This is a genomic window from Frankia sp. AvcI1 (assembly GCF_001420875.1).
GTDB lineage: Bacteria > Actinomycetota > Actinomycetes > Frankiales > Frankiaceae > Frankia > Frankia alni.
In genome coordinates this window covers 18771-35637 of sequence record NZ_LJFZ01000014.1, presented here as the reverse complement: position 1 = coordinate 35637, position 16867 = coordinate 18771, and the positions used below count along the sequence as shown (strand labels likewise).

Below are 16867 nucleotides of genomic sequence, written 5' to 3'. Positions count from 1 at the left end.
CCGAGTACGGGCGGCCGGTGCGGGCGGAGCGGCTGGTCGAGATGATCTGGTGCGGGGAGCCGTTGGNCAATCCGACCAAGGGGCTGCAGGTGGTCGTCTCCCGGACCAGGGCGGCCTGCGGTGCCGGCGCGGTGGTGCGCGACGGCGACGGCTACCGGCTCGGCCTCCCGCCGGCGCAGGTCGACAGCTGCCTGCTCGGCCAGCTGGTGGCCGAGGCCGCCGGACTCGTCGCGGCCGATCCGCGGGCCGCCGCCGCGCGGGCCCGCGCGGCGCTCGAACTCGGCGCGTCACTGCCGACGGTGCCCGCGGACGACCGGGGGACGCTCGCCGACGTCCGCCGGGCGGCCGGGCGCGACCTGGCGGCGGCCCGGCTGCTGCTGGCCCGGGTCGCGAGCCGGACTGGCCGGCACGCCGAGGCACTCCCGCTGTTGGAGACGGCCCACGCAGGGCGGCCCGACGACGAGGGCCTGCTGGCCGACCTGCTGCGCAGCGAGGCCGCGGTGCGCGGGCCCGGGGCGGCCCTGCACCGCTTCGAGGGCTACCGCCGGGACCTGCGGGAGCGGCTGGGCACCGGCCCCGGTGAGGCGCTCATCCGGATGCAACGCGAACTGCTCGCCCTCGACCGGCCGCCCGTCCGCGACGGGATCCAGTACGACGCCACCGCCCTGCTGGGCCGCCAGCACGACGTCGACCGGCTGCGGGCGCTGCTGGACCGGTCCCGGGTGGTGTCGATCGTCGGGCCGGGGGGTCTGGGCAAGACCCGCCTGGCGTACCTGCTCGCCCGGGACAGCGCGCTGCCGGCGGTGCATGTCGTCCCCCTCGCCGGGGTGACGGCGCCCGAGGACCTGCTCGGCGAGATCGGCGCCGCGCTCGGGGTCCGCGACTCCATCGGCGAGCGCCGGGTGCTGACCCCGGCGCGACGCGCCGACCTGCGCACCCGCATCGCCGCGCGGCTCGCCCGGGGGCCGACCCTGCTGCTGCTGGACAACTGCGAGCACCTCGTCGTCGCGGTCGCCGAGCTCGTCGCCTTCCTGGTCACGGCCACCGCCGACCTGCGGGTGCTCACGACGAGCCGCGCCCCGCTGGCGATCAGCGCCGAACGGGTCTACCTGCTCGGGGAACTGGCCCGCGCCGACGCGATCGAGCTGTTCTGCCAGCGCGCCGCCGCCGCCCGACCCACCGTCCGGCTCGACCATGCGGTGATCGGCCGGATCGTCGACCGGCTCGACGGGCTGCCGCTGGCGATCGAGCTGGCGGCGGCGCGGGTCCGGGCGATGTCGGTGGAGGACGTCGACCGGCGGCTGACGGACCGGTTCACCCTGTTGCGCGGCGGCGACCGGGCCGCCCCGGATCGCCACCGCACGCTGCTCGCGGTGATCGACTGGTCGTGGAACCTGCTGGCGGAGCCGGAGCGGCGCTCGCTGCGCCGGCTGGCGGTCTTCCCGGACGGTTTCACCCTCGCCGCGGCGGAGGAGGTCCTCGCCGCCTCCGCTGACGGCTCCGACCCCGGAGGCGGCTCCGATCCCGTGGACGGCTCCGATCCCATGGAGACGGTGCAGAACCTCGTCGACCAGTCGTTGCTGAGCGTGCGCGAGTCAGCCGGCGGGGTGCGCTACCGGATGTTGGAGACGGTCCGGGAGTTCGGCCGGCTGCGGCTGGCCGAGTGCGGCGAGCAGGCGTCGGCCCGGCGGGCCCGGCGGGACTGGGCGGTCGGCCACGCGGCCCGACACGGCGCGCAGCTGTCGACCGAGCGGCAGTTCACGGCGATCGACGCGATCGCGGCCGAGGAGACGAACCTCGCCGACGAACTGCGGACCGCGCTGGCCGGCGACGACGCCGAGACGGTCGCGCGCCTGGTGACGGTGCTCGAACTGTTCTGGACGATCCGCGGCGAACACGTCCGGATGATGACGTTGATCGACGCGGTCACCACGGTGCTGTCCGGCTGGGCGCCGCCGCCCGGACTGGTGCCGGTGGCGTTGGCCGCCGGGACCGCCGTGGCGAGAACCGCGGTTTTCATGGGCGACGGGGCCCTCCCGCCGCAGCTGCGTGACCTGCTGGCACGGCTGGCCCCCCACGCGGGAGACGATCCGTCGCTGGTCGGCGGGGCCCGAGTGCTCCTCGCGCTCGCCCCGGCAGAGTCCGTCGAGTCCGTCGAGACGGCCGAGACGGCCGAGACGCGGCTCGCGCGGCTGGCGGACGCCTCCGACCGGCACACCCGCCTGCACGCCCTGGTGTGGCTGACCCATCTGCGGGAGAACGTCGGCGACGTGCGGGCCTCGGCCGCGACCGCCACCCGCGCGCTGGCACTCGCCGCGCCGCAGGACGGGCCGTGGCTGGCGGCCATGGTGCACACCCGGCTCACCGAACTGACGATGCAGCTCGGCGATCTGCCGGCCGCGCGTGCCCACGCCTCGGCGGCCCTGCCGGTCCTGGAGCGTCTCGGTGCCCACGACGATGTCGCGCAGCTGCGGGTGCTGCTGGCGCTCGACGCCGTCAACGACGGCCGGCTCGACGCGGCCGAGCGCCATCTCGCCCGGATCGGCTCGCCCAGCGACACGCTGCACAGCGGCCCGATGATGGCGGCGATCGGCCGGGCGGAGGTCGCGCTCGCCCGCGGCGACACCGCCGGCGGTCTGCGCCGCTACCTGGACGCGGCGCGGGCGCTGCGGGCGATGCGCTGGCCCGGCATCGAAGCGACCGGCGTCGAGCCCTGGGCGCTCGTCGCGGACGCGGTGACGCTGGCCGCGTTCACCTGGCACGCGACCGCCGACGACGACCTCGCCACCGGCCACGAGCTGTTCCGCTCCGGTCTGCTGCGGTGCGTCGGCGCGCTGCGGCGCGGCCACACCGCGATCGACTATCCGGCCTGCGGGACGCTGCTGTTCGCACTTGGAGCCTGGGGCCTTCGCGCCGCCCGGCCGACCGGGACGACGGCGCGGGAGGCGGTGGAGCTGCTCGCGCTGGCGCAGCGGTTCTCCTACGTGGCGACGATCCCGTCGCTGGCCTGGGCACGGGTCGAGGCGCTCGCGGAGCGCCGGGCGCCCGGCGCGCTCCCGGCGGCCCGGGCGGGCGACGACGATCGGCGCCCGGCGCAGCTGCTCGACGAGGCGCGTGTCCTCGTCGAGCAGCTGGCCGGACGGCTCGACGACGTGTCGCCGGGCCACGGGTCACAGGTGGCGCTTGTAGCTGGCGACCGACAGCGGCATGAAGATCACGACCACGGCGAACCCGGTGAGCAGCGTCCAGCCCACCTGCCCGGTGATCACGCCGTTGTTGGCCAGGTCCCGGGTGGCGGAGACGAGATGTGACACCGGGTTGACCTTGGTGAAGGTCTCCAACCAGCCCGGCATCGTCTTCGACGGCACGAACGCGTTGGACAGGAAGGTCNGCGGGAAGAGGATCATCATCGAGATGCCCTGCACGCCGCGGGCGCTGCGGGCGACCGTGCCGATCCAGGTGAACGCCCACGCGATCGCCCAGCCGGTGAGGACCGCCAGCACGATCGCGCCGAGCACACCGAGCACCCCGCCGCCGGGTCGGTAGCCGAGGATCAGGCCCATGATGTAGGTCAGGCTCGCCGCGATCAGGTACCGGACCAGGTCGGCGACCATCGGCCCGGCCAGTGGGGCGATCCGGGACATCGGCAGCGACCGGAACCGGTCGAAGACCCCCTTGTCCATGTCCTCCCGCAGCTGCGTCCCGGTGGCCATGCAGGTGGTAAGCACGGTCTGGGCGACGATNCCGGGAATCAGCAGCGGCAGGTAGCTGTGGACGTCGCCGGAGATCGCGCCGCCGAACACGTAGGCGAACATCGCGGTGAACAGCAGCGGTTGCAGCGCGACGTCGAAGAACTGCTCCGGGTTGCGGCGCATCTTCTTCAACGCCCGCCACGCCATCGCGAGGGTCTGGGTGAGGGTGTCCCCCACCCCGGCGCGGGCCCGCGTGCGGGCGACGGCGGCGGCCGGGTCGGCGGCCGGGGCCGGTCGCGGGCGCGCGGCGGTCGGATCGTCGAGGACGGTGGTCATCGGGCCATCTCCCTGGGGGTGTCGTCGAGGCTGGGCGTGTCCTGGCCGGGAACGGTTCCGACCGGGCCGCCGGCGTCGGTCGGGCCGCCGGCACCGGGGTCCGGCGCGGTGCCGTGGCCGGTGAGGGCGAAGAAGACCTCGTCGAGGGTCGGCTTGGCGACGCTGACCGAGGCGATTCCGACGCCGGCCTCGCGCAGCGCGATCAGCACGTCGGCGGCCCGGTCGGCGACGTCGAGCGGAACGTTGAGCCGGCCGGACTCCGGGGTGGTGACCGGCTCCTCGCCGAGCACGCGGTGCACCACCGCGCGGGCAAGCGCCTGGTCGGCCCCGGGAGCGAGCTGGAGTTGCAGGGTCGAGTCGCCGACCTGGGTCTTCAGTTCGTCCGGCGTGCCCTCGGCGACCTTGCGGCCGTGGTCGATCACGCAGACCCGGTCGGCGAGCTGGTCGGCCTCGTCCAGGTACTGGGTGGTGAGCAGGACGGTGCAGCCGTCGTCGACGAGCTCCCGGATGGTGTCCCACATCTGGCCGCGGGTGCGCGGGTCGAGGCCGGTCGTCGGCTCGTCCAGGAAGATCAGCGGCGGCCGGGTGATGAGGGAGGCGGCGAGGTCGAGGCGGCGGCGCATCCCCCCGGAGAACGCCGAGATCCGCCGCTCGGCGGCCTCGCCCAGGCCGAACTGCTCCAGCAGCCGGCGCGCGGTGGCACGCGCGTCCGCCGAGCGCAGGCCCTGCAGACGGCCGAACAGCCACAGGTTCTCGGCGGCGGTGAGGTCCTCGTCCACGGAGGCGTACTGTCCGGTCACGCCGATGAGCTGGCGGACCCGGTGGGGCTCGGCGGCGACGTCGACACCGAAGATCTCGGCCCGGCCGCCGTCGATCGGCAGCAGCGTGGCCAACATCTTCAGCATCGTCGTCTTGCCGGCGCCGTTGGGCCCGAGGACCCCGAAGATCTCGCCGTGGCGCACCTCGAGATCGATCTCGTCGACGGCGCGGACATCGCCGAACTTTTTGACCAGGCCTCCGGCCTGGACAGCGGGCGTTGGTATCACACGACTTCCTTCCACGGGATGCGGGCCTGCCACCACGGGACGCAGGCAGGGCACGACAGGGCGAGCGCGCTGAACAGGACGCTAGACAACGGCGGTATCACCGCCCCTACACGCCGGTTTCACCCGCCTTCGGCTGTGCCTCTGGCTCGGCCGACAGGCGTCTGGCTCGGCCGACAGGCGTCTGGCTCAGCCGACAGGCGTCCGGCCTGCGCCGTCCGGCGAGCGGGTGTCGGCGAACGTGGCCCGGTAGGCGGCCGGAGCGACGCCGAGGATGCGACGGAAGTGCGGGCGCAGGGCGACGGCGTCGGCGAAGCCGACTCGGCGGGCGAGGGCGTCCACGGACAGGCCGGGTGACTCCAGCAGTCGCTGCGCCCACAGGACCCGCTGGGTGAGCAGCCACTGCAGCGGCGAGCTGCCGGTGTGCGCGCGGAAGCGCCGGTCGAAGGTGCGCCGGCTCAGGTGAACGTGACGGGCCATCGCGTCGACATTAAGGTCGGCGTCGCCCAGCCGGTCCAGCGCGAAGACGATCGCGGCCGCGACCGGATTCCCCTGGGTGACGGGCGGCACCGGTCGTTCGATGTACTGGGCCTGACCGCCTGTCCGGTGCGGCGCGACGACGAGGGAACGCGCGACCGCGTTCGCGGCGGCGGACCCGCGGGCCCGGCGCAGCAGATGCAGGCACGCGTCGATCCCCGCGGCGCTGCCCGCGCTGGTCACGATGTCACCCTCGTCGACGTAGAGCACGTCCGCGTCGACCGTCGCCCGCGGATGATCGGCGGCGAGCCGGGCAGCGAACCGCCAGTGTGTGGTGACCCGCCGTCCGTCGAGCAGGCCGGCGGCGCCCAGGACGAACGCGCCGAGGCACAGGCCGGCGACGACGGCACCACCGTCGCGCGCCGCCACGAGGGCCGCGAGCAGCGCCTCCGGCGCAGGCGCGCCGCCCGGCACCCGCCAGCCCGGCACGATCACCGTGCCGGCCGCGTCGAGCGCGTCGAGACCGTGCGGCGGATCGACGAAGATCCCGGCCGAGGTGGTGAGCGGGCCCGGTTCGGCGGCGACCGCCAGCACCGTGTGGGCCGGCACCTCGGGGTGGACCGGGCCGAACACCCGGGTCGGGATCGACGCCTCGAAGATCGGCATGTCCTGTCCGAACACGACGGCGACGGTGTCAGCGTCTCGCACCAGAGCCTCGCTCCCCTCGCGCGCCGGCGCCCGATGGCTTGAATCTATCGAACGATGGCCTTCAGGTCACTCTCGCCGCGGCGGCGCAGCACGGACGCTGGTCTGCGTCGGNCGGACCGACTCCCAACGCGGGCAAAGCGGGTGGGCGCCGGGCCGGGAGCCGCCGGGCCTGCCGCCGCCTGGACCAGCAGGGAGGAACCACCGATGGTCAACCGCGCACTTGTCGTCATCGACGTCCAGCGGGAGTACGAGGAGGGAGCACTACCGATCGCCTACCCGCCGCTCACGGAATCGCTGGCCTCGATCGGCCGCGCGATGGACGCCGCCCGCCACCGCGGCGTGCCGATCGCCGTGATCCAGCAGGACGCCCCGGCCACATCCCCGATCTTCGCCGTCGGGACCACCGGCTGGCAGCTTCATCCCGTGGTCGCCGACCGCCCCAGCGACACGCTGTTCACCAAGCGNCTACCCGGGGCGTTCACCGGCACCGGGCTGGAGAGGTGGTTGCGCGAGCGAGNGGTCGACACCGTCACGCTGGTCGGTTACATGACGCAACACTGCGTGGACACCACCGCACGGCAGGCCTCGCATGCCGGGTTCGCCGTCGAGGTCCTCGAGGACGCGACCGGCACGCTGGACTACCGCAACGAGGTGGGCGCGGTGGACGCGCGCACCCTGCACACCACCGTCCTCACGGTCCTGCACACCGGGTTCGCCGCCGTCGCCACCACGGACGCCTGGCTCGCCGCACTGGCCNCCGACCGCCGCCNCCCCGCCGGCTCGGTGCCCTCGTCCACCGGCGTCCCGGACTCACCCCGATCCTCCTCCCCCCGATCCTCGTAGACGGGACGGCACGCCCCTGCCGTTCCCGGTTACGGGGTACACCGTGTCGGCAGGTGAACTAACGTCCCAGGCCATGACGACGGACCACATCGCCGGGCACCTGCGGGTCGGCGGCCACCCGCCCGGGGGCGTGCGGGACAGCGCCGACGTGCGGGTGGAGCAGCACCGCCTGCCGCAGACGTACGCCGCGTTCGCCGCGCTGCGCGACGCGACCGGCGAGCAGACCGCGGCGGTGCTTCAGGTCCTCGCGCTCTACGGCCACGCGGTCGACAACGGCGACGCGGAACTGCTGGCGCAGGTGTTCGTCGACCCGCCGGCCCTCGACGGCGCGACGTCCCCCGCGCACCACACCGTCAACACGGAGGTGAAGCAGGTCCCCGGCGGCCTGGCCGCCTGGAGTCGGCTGATCACGATCGCCGGCGACGGCAGCGTCGCGAGCGCCGACGTCGTCGACGTGCTCACCGAGACACCCGCCGGCTGGCGGGTGGCCAGACGGGCCGTCCACCCGCGCCACGGCGGCCCGGCCGCCGTCGCCGACGGGCAGGCACCGTGGGCGTGAGGATCGTGCCGGTCGACGCGGCCACCTACGCCGAGGTGTCCAGTCTGCTCGCCAAGCATCCGTACCTGTTCGACAACATCGCGCTGGACGCGGCGCCGACGGCGTACACCGACGACGCGGTCATGGGCGGGGCGCCGCTGGCCCAGGTCACGAGCGGTCTTCCGTTCGGGCGGGTGATGTTCCCGCACCACACCACCGACATCGCCGTGCACCGGGTCGACGACGACACGCTGCGAGTCTGGGCGAAGTACTTCGTCATCCGCGGCGACGGCACCGCAGGATCGGGTGACTACCAGGACACCGTGGTCCGCACGCCGCAGGGCTGGCGAATCGCCGAACGGTCCGTCACCCGCGGCAACCGACCCGCCGACGACCCGGACGGCCCCTCCACACGGACCCTGTCCGTCACCACCTGGCTGCAGAACGAGAGTTGACCGGCCAGAAGGTCGGGGAAACACCGCTGACCGACCAGCAACTCGACTCCACCGGACCCGCCTATCTCTGGTACTACCTCCTCAAGGAGGCCGAGCTGCTGGGCGAGTCACGGCATCTCGGACCGGTCGGCACCCGGATCGTGGCCGAGACGCTGGTCGAATTGACAAAACACCGATCCGCTCTCCTACCGATCGGTCTACCCTAGATGACAGCCGACGCTCGGCGGGCGTCGCTCCGAGCCAGGACACGGCGACGGCTCGCCCAGAACACACAANGGGACGTTTCCGTGTCACCTAGAAGGACGATTCGCGAGACCGTCAAGAACGGGATCAACAGTATCCCCGAACTGCAGGCCTCCCTGCTCACCGCCATCCAGCTGGAGTTCTCGACCATTCCGCCGTATCTGTGCGCCCAGTGGTCCGTCAACGACAGCGGCGCCCCGGGCAGCGTGAGCTACAGCATCGGGAACGTGGCGATCCAGGAAATGGGACATTTCGGCCAGGTCTGCAACCTGTACACCGCCACCGGCGCCTCGCTCAAGGGCGAGATNGCCACGCCGGATCTCGTTCCCGTCTATCCGACCGTAGGACTGCCCGGCGGCGTCCATCCCGGCCTGGTCGTCGCGCTGGCACCGCTGGGAGACCAGGCGCTGCGGACGTTTATGGCCATCGAGTATCCGGAGAAGGGCCCCGTTGTGCCGCCGCCCCCGGACGCGCCGCCGCCGCCCCCNCCGCCGGCAGAGCCGACGATCGGCCAGTTCTACGACGCGATCAGCACTGGCTTCGAGACCGTATTCCCCACGGGTTCACTGCCCCAGTACCCGGCGCCGAACCAGGTGAGTTATGNCGACCTGCTGTCCGCCGTCAACACGGTCGCGGATGCCGTGAATGCCATCAGCGAGATCACCGCGCAGGGCGAGGGCACCAGCGCATCGCCCGACGAGGGCACATTTGATCCAGACACNCTCGCACATTACTACACGTTCGCGGAGATCTACTACGGTAGGACGATAGTCGAGGTGGGATCTGGCTTCGAGTACTCGGGCGCCATCATACAAAGGCCGGCGGTCTATGATTTTTCGCCCCACCAGCCCGGCGCACCCGGTCAGGACGAGTTCATCGACACGTTCACGCAACTCCTGAGGAACCTGGAAGCCTGCTGGACCGACGGCTCCGACATCGGCGAACAACTCGCCGCGATGAATTCCCTGCAGTCCGCGGGCACCGTTCTGATCAAGAACGGGTTCGCCCCTCAGTTTACGTTCGCGTAGATTAGTTCGTTCAGCCGCCGGCAAGGATGGCGATGCCCTTGCAGAGCCGAACGCCGCGGGCAACTCGGCCGCACCCGGGCGTCTTGCAAAGCGGGGAGTTCCCCAGTTACCTTGTCGACCACGAGTTGACCGAGGACCCTCCGTGGCACCCAGGCGGGCTCCGGGCGTCGTTACGAGGTGACCGGCTTGGACATGGTCAGGGTGCGCGACGGCCATGGTCAGGAAACCGTCCAGTAGAGAGCGAATGAGCGGCGGGTGCGACGCCCCGGTTTACTTTCGCGTAGATCTCCGCCGACCTGGCGCGCGACGTTCCCGACGTCCATGGCGGCGTCGTTGACGGTGGCGGGCGGATGGCAGCGCACAGACGCGATGGTCTCGACACGGGGCGGACGGACGTCTGTGTCAGGCTCCGCGACTCCTCTGGCTATTTACAGTTCCACGGTTCGGACTACACTCCGGCCCCCCGGAGATCTTTGGTTTTCGGGAAGAACCATGATGATCCATAGGGGGGTCCGATGACCGAGGCAAACTATCCGACGGGCAGCGAACAGAGGGCTGCGCCGCGCGCCGACCTGTGGCCGNCTCAGACACCGAATGNGCCGCTGTCACCCCAGCCCGGCTGGGCGGCCGCCTCGGCTCAGCCGCCGTTCGGCGCGATTCCCCCCGTTCCGCGCAAGCAGGGCGCGTGGGGCCTGTGGTGGCTCTGCGTGATCACGTTCTCGATCTACTACTTCATCTGGTACGACAGGATCAACAGCGAGCTGTCCACGATCCTCGGCCAGCCGCGCACGGCGAACAGCCAGTGGTGGAACCAGATCATCCCGATCTGGGGCCTCGTCGGCCTCGGCGCCACAGCCAAGCGACTCAACGCCGCGCATGCGCTCGTCGGCTCACCGACCCGGGTCGGCGTCTTCACGTCCTGGTTCTGGGCGCCGGGCTGGTTCGGCTCNCAGACCCGCTATCTGCAGCGACGCGTCAACATTCTGCATGACGTGCTGGCCTCNCGGACCGCCCACCGGGGGTATTGATCCCCTGTTACCGGGCGGCGGTCAGGCCANGACGGCGACGGCGCGCACGGGGAAGGTGCCCATGCCGCNCACGGGCGCGGGCAGCACGGTCAGGCGGACCGGCTCGCCGTCAGGCAGCTCGTCCAGGGCGGTGAGGTGCTCGACGATCGGGATGCCGGCGCCGAGCAGACCCTGATGGGCGGGACGGGCCAGGTCGTCGACGTCGTCGATGTTCAGCGAGTCGATGCCGACCAGCAGCGCCCCGGCGGCGACGAGGACGTCGACGGCCGCCCGGGTCAGGTGCGGCGCCGGGCCGAAGTACGCCTCGGTTCCCCAGTGCCGGGCATGGCCCGTGTGGACGAGCACGGCCCGCCCGGCGAGCTCGGCGGCGGCCGGCAGCCGCTCGGCGCCCACGGCCCGTGCCCCGCCCGCTCGGACCACCACGGCCGGCACGTCGACCAGCCGGGCCAGATCGAGCGCCGCGACGTCCGGGCCGTCGGCGTGGAAGTGGAACGGGGCGTCGAGGTAGGTCCCGGTGTTCGCGACGAGGTCGACGGCGGCGATGTGGAACGACACCCCGGGGGCGAGCCGCTCCCCCGAAGCGGCCCGGCTGGTCCACGTGGAGATCCGCGGACCGGGCAGGCCCGGGTAGGTCACCATGCCGTCGACGATGGGATGGGACAGGTCGACGATGCGGCGGTCCCCGACGGGCATGGCGCGCTCCTTGCGTCCACGGCACGGTTGCGGTGCCGCCACGCTACCGGTGCGGCCACAGCTACCGGGACCGTGCGCGCCGCGGCCGGCGAACCGTCCCTGCCCGGCGCGGGCGGCGGTGGGGTCGCGGGGGCGACCCGCTCCGCCCGCCCGCGCCGGGGGGTGCCCAGCGGTCAGCCGTCGGTGCCGGTCACCGGCGCGGGCGGCGGGCCGGCGGGCGACGAGCGCCCGCGCGGGACGAGCGTCGGCCGGGGGCATGGCGGCCGACGCGCGAGGGGTGGCCGCTGGGCCGGAACCCGCCTCGGGGCGGCGCCCGGCGGCGTGGACTCCGCCGGAAGCCGCGGAGGCGGAGCGGACGGCGACGGATGCCGCGGCCATCCCGCGGGGGCCGACGGATGGCGCGGCGCCGGCGCGGCCGGCGGGGTCCGTGGCTGCGGGAGCTGCGGGGGCGCCGCCGGCCGAGAGGACGGGGGCACGGTCCTCGGCGCGGGGGTTCTTTCGGGTTCGGCGGCGGGGCTCTCCCGCCCGGCGTCATCGGGGGCGTCGTCGCCCGTCGGGGCGGGCGCGCCCTCGTCCGGAGCGGGGGTGCTCGGCTCGCTCGTTCCCGCGTCGTCTCCGGACGCGGCGAGAGCCGGCGCCGCGGAGGCGGCCCTGGTTCCGGCGCTCGCGCTGTCTCCCGCGGCGACCGCAGCCGGCGCCGGCCCCGCCGAGATGCCGGCGGATGGGACGGCGACGGACGGGACCCCGGCGGGCGGTGACACGGCCGGGCGGGGTCGCGGGATGAGCGGGAACGTGGGCGTGGCTTGAGTGGCTTGAGTCGCAGGAGTGGCAGTAGGCGCGGAGGCGGGCTCGTCGGCGTCGGGAAGGCCGGCACCGGCGTCCCTGCGGGTCCGCTCGGGCAGCGGTCCCCAGGCGTCGGCGTCGACGGTCGACGTCGCCCACTGCTCGTATGGATCTTGGTCGGGTGAGAACGTCTCGGGGTCGGGCGTGTGGCGGGTCAGTCCCACCGCCGCCGCGAGCACGAGTACTAGTCCCCCCAGAATCAGCACCGGCGTCAGCATCGCCGTCCTTCCCCCCCGAACAGGTCACCGCGGGCCCGCCCCCCTGCCTGGAAATCAAGGGCGGGAAGACCCGATCGGTCCCGCATTCCTGTCATGCGCGGGCAACTGACAACGTACGGGTGACCAGCCCGGACGGGGCCCATATCGATGACACGCTGCGAGGTAGCCGGTTCGGGTGGTAAGGCCGCTCGACCGGTGCCCCAGCCGCCGGTCCGGACCAGGCCGGACCGGTACATTACGGGCCATCGACTCCAACGTGCCCGGCCCGGATGATCATCCTCAGCCGGTCGATCCCGGGTGCAGCCACGGCCTGGGCGCAGGCGCCCACGACCGCAGCGGGGCCGCGACGCGACCGCTGTACCGTCCCGCGCCGGCTGCCGCCGGCCGGGGTCGCACCCACTGATCGCCTCCACCGCCCGTGCCGCTGTTCATTCCGCTCGCGTTGCTCGCCGCGTTCCTGTTGGCGTCGTCGGCCGCTCTCCAGCAGCGCGCCGCGGGCCGCAGCCGGTTCGTGGCCCGCGACGACCACGACCGGGCCGTGCCCGGCTTCGGGCACCTGCTCGACCTCGTCCGCGAGCCGTTGTGGCTGGTGGGCTGGCTGACGAACCTGGCCGGCTTCCTCACCCAGGCCCTCGCGCTGCACCTGGGATCGCTCGCCGAGGTGCAGCCGCTCATGGTCACCCAGCTGCTGTTCGCGCTCCCCCTCGGCCTGGTGGGCACCCGTCTGCGGATGGCCCGCANGGCCTGGTGGGCCATCGCGGCGATCTGCGCCGGGCTCGCGCTGCTGCTCGGCGTGCAGGATCGGCTACCCACCCGTCCGCCGCTCGACCAGGTACGCCTGATGTGGGCGATCATCGCCATCGTCGCGTTCGCCGCGATGTTGGTCGCCGCGTCGCGCGGGCGGCGGCCGGCGGCACGGGCGGCGCTGTTCGGCGTCGCCGCCGGTCTGTTCTTCGCGCTGAGCGCGCTGCTGCTCAAACAGGCGACCGACGAAACCCTCGACAACGGGTTCGACGCGACAGTGACGCACTGGTTCGCCTATGCCCTCTGCGGGGTGACACTGACGAGCCTGTGTCTAGGCCAGATGGCCTACGCGGTCGGTCCGCTGACCGCGGCGGTCACCNCCATGAACATCACCAACCCGACCGCCGCGTACGCACTCGGCGTCCTGGTGTTCGGGGTCCCCGCTCCGAGGGGGTCCGGGGTCATCGCCGGCGTCGCGGTCTCCGCCGTCCTCGTCGTGGGCGGGGTGTTCCTGCTCTCGCGGGCGAGCGCCCTGCCCCGCCCGCGTCGACCACCGCAGCCGTAGCTGCCTCCGCCACCGGCCGGGCGGCCGACCGACGGCGTCAGCGGTTGCCGAACAGGCCGCCCATGCCGCCGCCGCCGAAACCGCCGAAGCCGCCGAGCCCACCGCCACCGAAGCCGCCGCCCGGCCCACCCTGGCCGCCCTGGCCGTGGTGGCCGCCGAGCTGGTTGCCGGCGAAGCCGCCCTGGCCGAGGCCGAAGTGGCCGGCCGCGCCGGCGCCGGCCAGCGCGTTGTACGGGGGCAGCAGCTCGCAGGGCTGCACGATGACGAAGCCCTCGCCGCTGAACTGCATCTGCCAGCTTTCCCCGGTGTTGCCGCGCGGCCGCCACACCGCCGAGGACGTCACCGCCGCCTGCATCGACACCTGCAGGTTGGTCGACCAGCCGACGACGGCGTCCGCGTCGGCGAAGTAGTAGTTCTGGTGGGTGACGTGCATGACCAGCGGCGCGCCCGACGTGCAGACCGCGACCTTGCCGTTGCCGCGCAGCTCCACCTGGTAGGAGCCGACGCCGGCGATGCCGACCTGGCTGTCGACCCGGACCAGGTCCCAGTTCAGGTCGGAGTTGAAGGCCAGTACGTTCTTGCCGTCGACGGTCAGCCCGTCGCCGGCCAGGTCGAGGATGTGGATGTCCTGCGCCTGGTTGGCGAGGAAGACCGAGCCGGAGCCGGAGACCTGCATGAGGTTCAGGCCCTCGCCGCCGCTGAAGAAGCTGCGGAACTGCCCTCCCCAGCCTTCCCAGTGGGCGTCGAAGTTCGCGGCGCCCTGGTAGGCGACCATCGCGCCCTTGCGGGCGTAGAACTCGCGCATCCCCCGGGCGCCGAGCGTCGCCCGCAGCATCTTGCTGTTCTGCAGGGAGAACGGCTCGTCGGAGGGCCGTTCGGGATTGTCGAGCAGGCTGCTGCGGATCCCGCCGGCCGGCCCACCAGGACCACCCGGACCACCCGGGTAGCCGCCGGGGCCGGGCTGACCGGGTGCCGGCGGGTAACCCTGGCCGGGATACCCGGGACCGGGCTGACCGGGCGCGGGCGGATATCCCTGACCCGGATAGCCCTGACCCGGATAGCCCGGACCCGGATAGCCCGGACCGGGANGCGGGTAGCCGGGGCCGCCCGGACCACCGGGATAGCCGCCGCCGGGACCGCCCGGATGACCGCCGTACGCCCCGCCCTGCGTCATGCCGCAGTCCTCTCCGCCGNCCGCCGCGCCCGGCTCGCGCCGCCGCCGCCCATCCCGTCAACGAACCGCCCGCCGTCTTTGGATCCCATGGCGCGTCAGCCCCGCAGCGACATGGTCGGCCGCTCGTCCTCGCTCGGCTGGACGACGACGAAGCCCTGCCCGGAGAACCCGAGCTGGAAGGCCTCACCGGAGCCGCGGCCGATCAGGCCGCCGAGGCGCGCCGTGCGCCGAGGTTCGACGCGCAGGCCGTCGGTGTAGGCGACGAGGGCGTCGGTGTCGACGAACGTCGGCGCCTCCCGGGTGTCGAGCACGATCGGGTTGCCCTTCGCGGTCAGGGCGACCCAGCCGTGGCCCCGCAGCACCACGTTGAACATCCCCATCCCGGACAGCATCGTGACGCCGCGGACGCGTTCGATCTTCCACTCCAGCGCCGCGTCGAAGGCCAGGATGTTCTTGCCGTTGACCGACAGGCCCTCGCCGGCGANNTGCGCGACGATGACCTCCTTGCCGTAGTCGGCGAGGTAGAGCAGGCCCTGGCCGGTCGCCGTCATCAGGGGCACGCCCTCGCCGGTCGCCCAGGACGACGCGATCCGGCCGAGCTGCGGCGGCTGCGGGTTGAAGTCGATCAGCCCCTCATAGGCGATCATGGACCCGACCCGGGCGAACAGGTCCTGGCCGGGGTTCAGGACCACCTTGACGATCTTGGAGCCGTGCTTGCTCATCCGTTCGAAGACGGGCGTCGGCCCGTAGTGCTCGATCAGGCTGCCCTGCACGGCCCNCTCCCTCCCGCCGGCGGGCGACCCGCCGGGCCCGCTCCCACGATCGTCGNCACGCTCAGACCTCGTACGGCTGGACGACGACGAAATGACCGGCGAATCCCATGAACTGNAGGGCCAGGGCCTCCNCGCTGCTGCCCGCGTAGATCTGCCGGGAGATCCGCACCTGCGTCGAGACGCTGACCCGCATCCCGGTCGTCCACGCGACCAGCGCGTTCATGTCCGCGAACGTCGGGCCCTGCACGGGCAGGGTCATCGGCGACCCCTTGGTCATGACGACCACCGAGCCCGGNCCGGAGACCTCGAAGTGGAACAGGCCGCCGCCGGGAATGCCGGCGCTCTCGATCCGGCGCACCTCGGTCCGGACGGTGGCGTCCATCGCCAGCAGGTTCTTCGCGTTGATGCACAGCGACGAGCTGCCGAGCTCGACGATGTGCAGGTCCGCGGCGTCCTGGGCGAGGAAGACCTCGCCGGATCCCTTGCAGGTCATGAGCTTGAGGCTCTGGCNGGTCAGCTTGCCCTCGATGAGGCCGCGCAGCCCGCCGCCCTTGTAGTCGAACTCGACGTTGCCCTGGTAGGCGACCATCGACCCGCGCAGCGCCAGCGCGTCCGGACCGAGGGTGACCTTGACCAGCTTGCCGTTCTGCTGGGTCCAGCGCCCGGCCGTCGGCACCTCCCGGTACGGGGCGAGGCTGTTCATCGCCCCCGGCGGGGTCGGCTGGACCTGCGACGGCAGCGGCTCGGGACCCCCGAAGGCCCCCACCGGCGGCTGGGCGCCGGGCATGCCGGCGGGCACCGGCGCGCCGCCGTAGGCCGGCGCGGGTTGGCCACCGCCGTAGGCCGGCGCGGGTTGGCCCGGCGCAGCGGGCGGCGGGGTGGGCGCCTTGCGCTGATCATGGCGGGGCGGCGCGGGCGGCGGCTCCTCCTCGGCGACCTCGCCGCCGTAGGAGCGGATGAGCTCGGCGAGGCCGCCCTGGAAGCCCTGGCCGATCGCGGCGACGCGCCACACGCCCTTGCGGTAGACGTCCCCGATCATCACCGCCCGTTCGGTGGTGAAGTCGGCGCCGGTGAAGGAGTAACGCAGCACCTCGGCGCCGCCGACGACGATGCGCAGGTAGCCCGACGTGATCGCGGCGGCGCTGCCCGCGCCGTCGAGCGCCGCGCAGAACGACAGCCGGCCGATCGAGGCGGGCACCCGGTCGAGGCTGACCCGGAACGCCTGGGTGTCCCCGGACTGCGGGCCGAGGAGCTCGACGGACTTCTCCGGCGAGGCGGGCTGGTTGAAGAAGACGAAGTACCGGTCGTCGGAGAGGCGGTCGTCGCCGTCCAGGCCGAAGCAGGACACATCCCACTCCCCCGGCGCGTTGATCTGGATCCCGACGTACAGGTCGGTGCTCTGGGTGACCGCCGAGAGCTGCGCCTTCTGCCCGCGGCTGAACTGGGTGACCAACGCGCTCCCTCCA

General features: G+C 73.1%; 10 protein-coding genes and 15 pseudogenes. 12 read left to right on the top strand and 13 right to left on the bottom strand.

Annotation, left to right across the window (positions count from 1 at the left end; translation table 11 throughout):
• Positions 1 to 89 precede the first annotated feature (89 nt).
• Positions 90 to 1373 (top strand): annotated as a pseudogene (locus UK94_RS53830) (BTAD domain-containing putative transcriptional regulator); the annotation flags it as partial.
• 1797 nt (positions 1374 to 3170) lie between these two features.
• On the opposite strand, the pseudogene UK94_RS53825 reads toward UK94_RS53830, so the two are convergent.
• From UK94_RS53825 to UK94_RS15800, 5 genes and pseudogenes are all read right to left on the bottom strand, one after another.
• Positions 3171 to 3390 (bottom strand): annotated as a pseudogene (locus UK94_RS53825) (ABC transporter permease); the annotation flags it as partial.
• A 1-nt stretch (position 3391) separates the two neighbouring features.
• Positions 3392 to 3743 (bottom strand): annotated as a pseudogene (locus UK94_RS53820) (ABC transporter permease); the annotation flags it as partial.
• A 1-nt stretch (position 3744) separates the two neighbouring features.
• Positions 3745 to 4028: pseudogene (locus tag UK94_RS53815) on the bottom strand (ABC transporter permease); the annotation flags it as partial.
• Complete coding sequence (locus tag UK94_RS15805; protein ID WP_055750468.1) at positions 4025 to 5074, bottom strand: ATP-binding cassette domain-containing protein; 1050 nt, start codon at positions 5072 to 5074, stop codon at positions 4025 to 4027. The pseudogene UK94_RS53815 and the gene UK94_RS15805, both read right to left, overlap by 4 nt.
• Positions 5075 to 5260: 186 nt before the next feature.
• Positions 5261 to 6256, bottom strand: a complete 996-nt coding sequence (locus UK94_RS15800; RefSeq protein WP_055750467.1) for a helix-turn-helix domain-containing protein — start codon at positions 6254 to 6256, stop codon at positions 5261 to 5263.
• A gap of 204 nt (positions 6257 to 6460) precedes the next feature.
• Between UK94_RS15800 and UK94_RS53810 the strand changes: the two are divergent.
• The 7 genes and pseudogenes from UK94_RS53810 to UK94_RS53795 all read left to right on the top strand — a co-directional run.
• Positions 6461 to 6720, top strand: a pseudogene (locus UK94_RS53810) (isochorismatase family protein); the annotation flags it as partial.
• A gap of 1 nt (position 6721) precedes the next feature.
• Positions 6722 to 6773, top strand: a pseudogene (locus tag UK94_RS53805) (hypothetical protein); the annotation flags it as partial.
• A gap of 1 nt (position 6774) precedes the next feature.
• Positions 6775 to 7012: pseudogene (locus tag UK94_RS53800) on the top strand (isochorismatase family protein); the annotation flags it as partial.
• Positions 7013 to 7172: 160 nt separating this feature from the next.
• The gene (locus tag UK94_RS15790) at positions 7173 to 7658 is read left to right on the top strand and encodes a hypothetical protein (RefSeq protein WP_041939512.1); all 486 of its coding nucleotides are present in this window, start codon (positions 7173 to 7175) and stop codon (positions 7656 to 7658) included.
• Positions 7655 to 8092, top strand: coding sequence for a nuclear transport factor 2 family protein (locus UK94_RS15785; RefSeq protein ID WP_231861110.1), 438 nt, complete (start codon positions 7655 to 7657; stop codon positions 8090 to 8092). The genes UK94_RS15790 and UK94_RS15785 overlap by 4 nt, the downstream gene beginning before the upstream one ends.
• Complete coding sequence (locus UK94_RS15780; RefSeq protein ID WP_011605589.1) at positions 8089 to 8298, top strand: ovoperoxidase; 210 nt, start codon at positions 8089 to 8091, stop codon at positions 8296 to 8298. Before UK94_RS15785 ends, UK94_RS15780 begins: the two co-directional genes overlap by 4 nt.
• Positions 8299 to 9057: 759 nt before the next feature.
• Positions 9058 to 9363, top strand: a 306-nt coding sequence (locus tag UK94_RS53795) for a hypothetical protein (protein WP_235488173.1), incomplete at its 5' end; no start/stop codon positions are given.
• A gap of 1097 nt (positions 9364 to 10460) precedes the next feature.
• On the opposite strand, the gene UK94_RS15765 is transcribed toward UK94_RS53795, so the two are convergent.
• The coding region (locus UK94_RS15765; protein WP_235488171.1) for a cyclase family protein at positions 10461 to 11084 on the bottom strand (624 nt) is incomplete at its 3' end.
• Between the two features lie 72 nt (positions 11085 to 11156).
• Between UK94_RS15765 and UK94_RS53790 the strand changes: the two genes are divergently transcribed.
• From UK94_RS53790 to UK94_RS53775, 4 genes and pseudogenes are all read left to right on the top strand, one after another.
• Positions 11157 to 11891 carry a hypothetical protein gene (locus tag UK94_RS53790; protein ID WP_055750462.1) on the top strand — a complete coding sequence of 245 codons (735 nt, stop codon included), beginning with the start codon at positions 11157 to 11159 and terminating at the stop codon, positions 11889 to 11891.
• A gap of 672 nt (positions 11892 to 12563) precedes the next feature.
• Positions 12564 to 12885, top strand: a pseudogene (locus tag UK94_RS53785) (hypothetical protein); the annotation flags it as partial.
• Position 12886: 1 nt separating this feature from the next.
• A pseudogene (locus UK94_RS53780) lies at positions 12887 to 13268 on the top strand (hypothetical protein); the annotation flags it as partial.
• Position 13269: 1 nt separating this feature from the next.
• Positions 13270 to 13454: pseudogene (locus UK94_RS53775) on the top strand (hypothetical protein); the annotation flags it as partial.
• A 37-nt stretch (positions 13455 to 13491) separates the two neighbouring features.
• On the opposite strand, the pseudogene UK94_RS15750 reads toward UK94_RS53775, so the two are convergent.
• The 7 genes and pseudogenes from UK94_RS15750 to UK94_RS15740 form a co-directional block, all read right to left on the bottom strand.
• Positions 13492 to 14542, bottom strand: a pseudogene (locus tag UK94_RS15750) (AIM24 family protein); the annotation flags it as partial.
• 181 nt (positions 14543 to 14723) lie between these two features.
• Positions 14724 to 15112, bottom strand: a pseudogene (locus tag UK94_RS53770) (AIM24 family protein); the annotation flags it as partial.
• Positions 15113 to 15114: 2 nt separating this feature from the next.
• Positions 15115 to 15401 (bottom strand): AIM24 family protein (locus tag UK94_RS53765; RefSeq protein WP_235488169.1); only part of this gene is annotated, 287 nt, incomplete at its 3' end.
• Positions 15402 to 15462: 61 nt separating this feature from the next.
• A pseudogene (locus UK94_RS74030) lies at positions 15463 to 15516 on the bottom strand (hypothetical protein); the annotation flags it as partial.
• 17 nt (positions 15517 to 15533) lie between these two features.
• A pseudogene (locus UK94_RS53760) lies at positions 15534 to 15696 on the bottom strand (hypothetical protein); the annotation flags it as partial.
• Position 15697: 1 nt separating this feature from the next.
• A pseudogene (locus UK94_RS53755) lies at positions 15698 to 15911 on the bottom strand (hypothetical protein); the annotation flags it as partial.
• A 1-nt stretch (position 15912) separates the two neighbouring features.
• Positions 15913 to 16854: TerD family protein (locus UK94_RS15740; RefSeq protein WP_235488168.1), on the bottom strand; the 942-nt coding region annotated here is incomplete at its 3' end.
• Between the last annotated feature and the right edge of the window lie 13 nt (positions 16855 to 16867).

Bases quoted from the DNA above. Each gene is read 5' to 3' on its own strand.
- UK94_RS15790 (WP_041939512.1), top strand. From the start codon at position 7,173: ATGACGACGGACCACATCGCCGGGCACCTGCGGGTCGGCGGCCACCCG.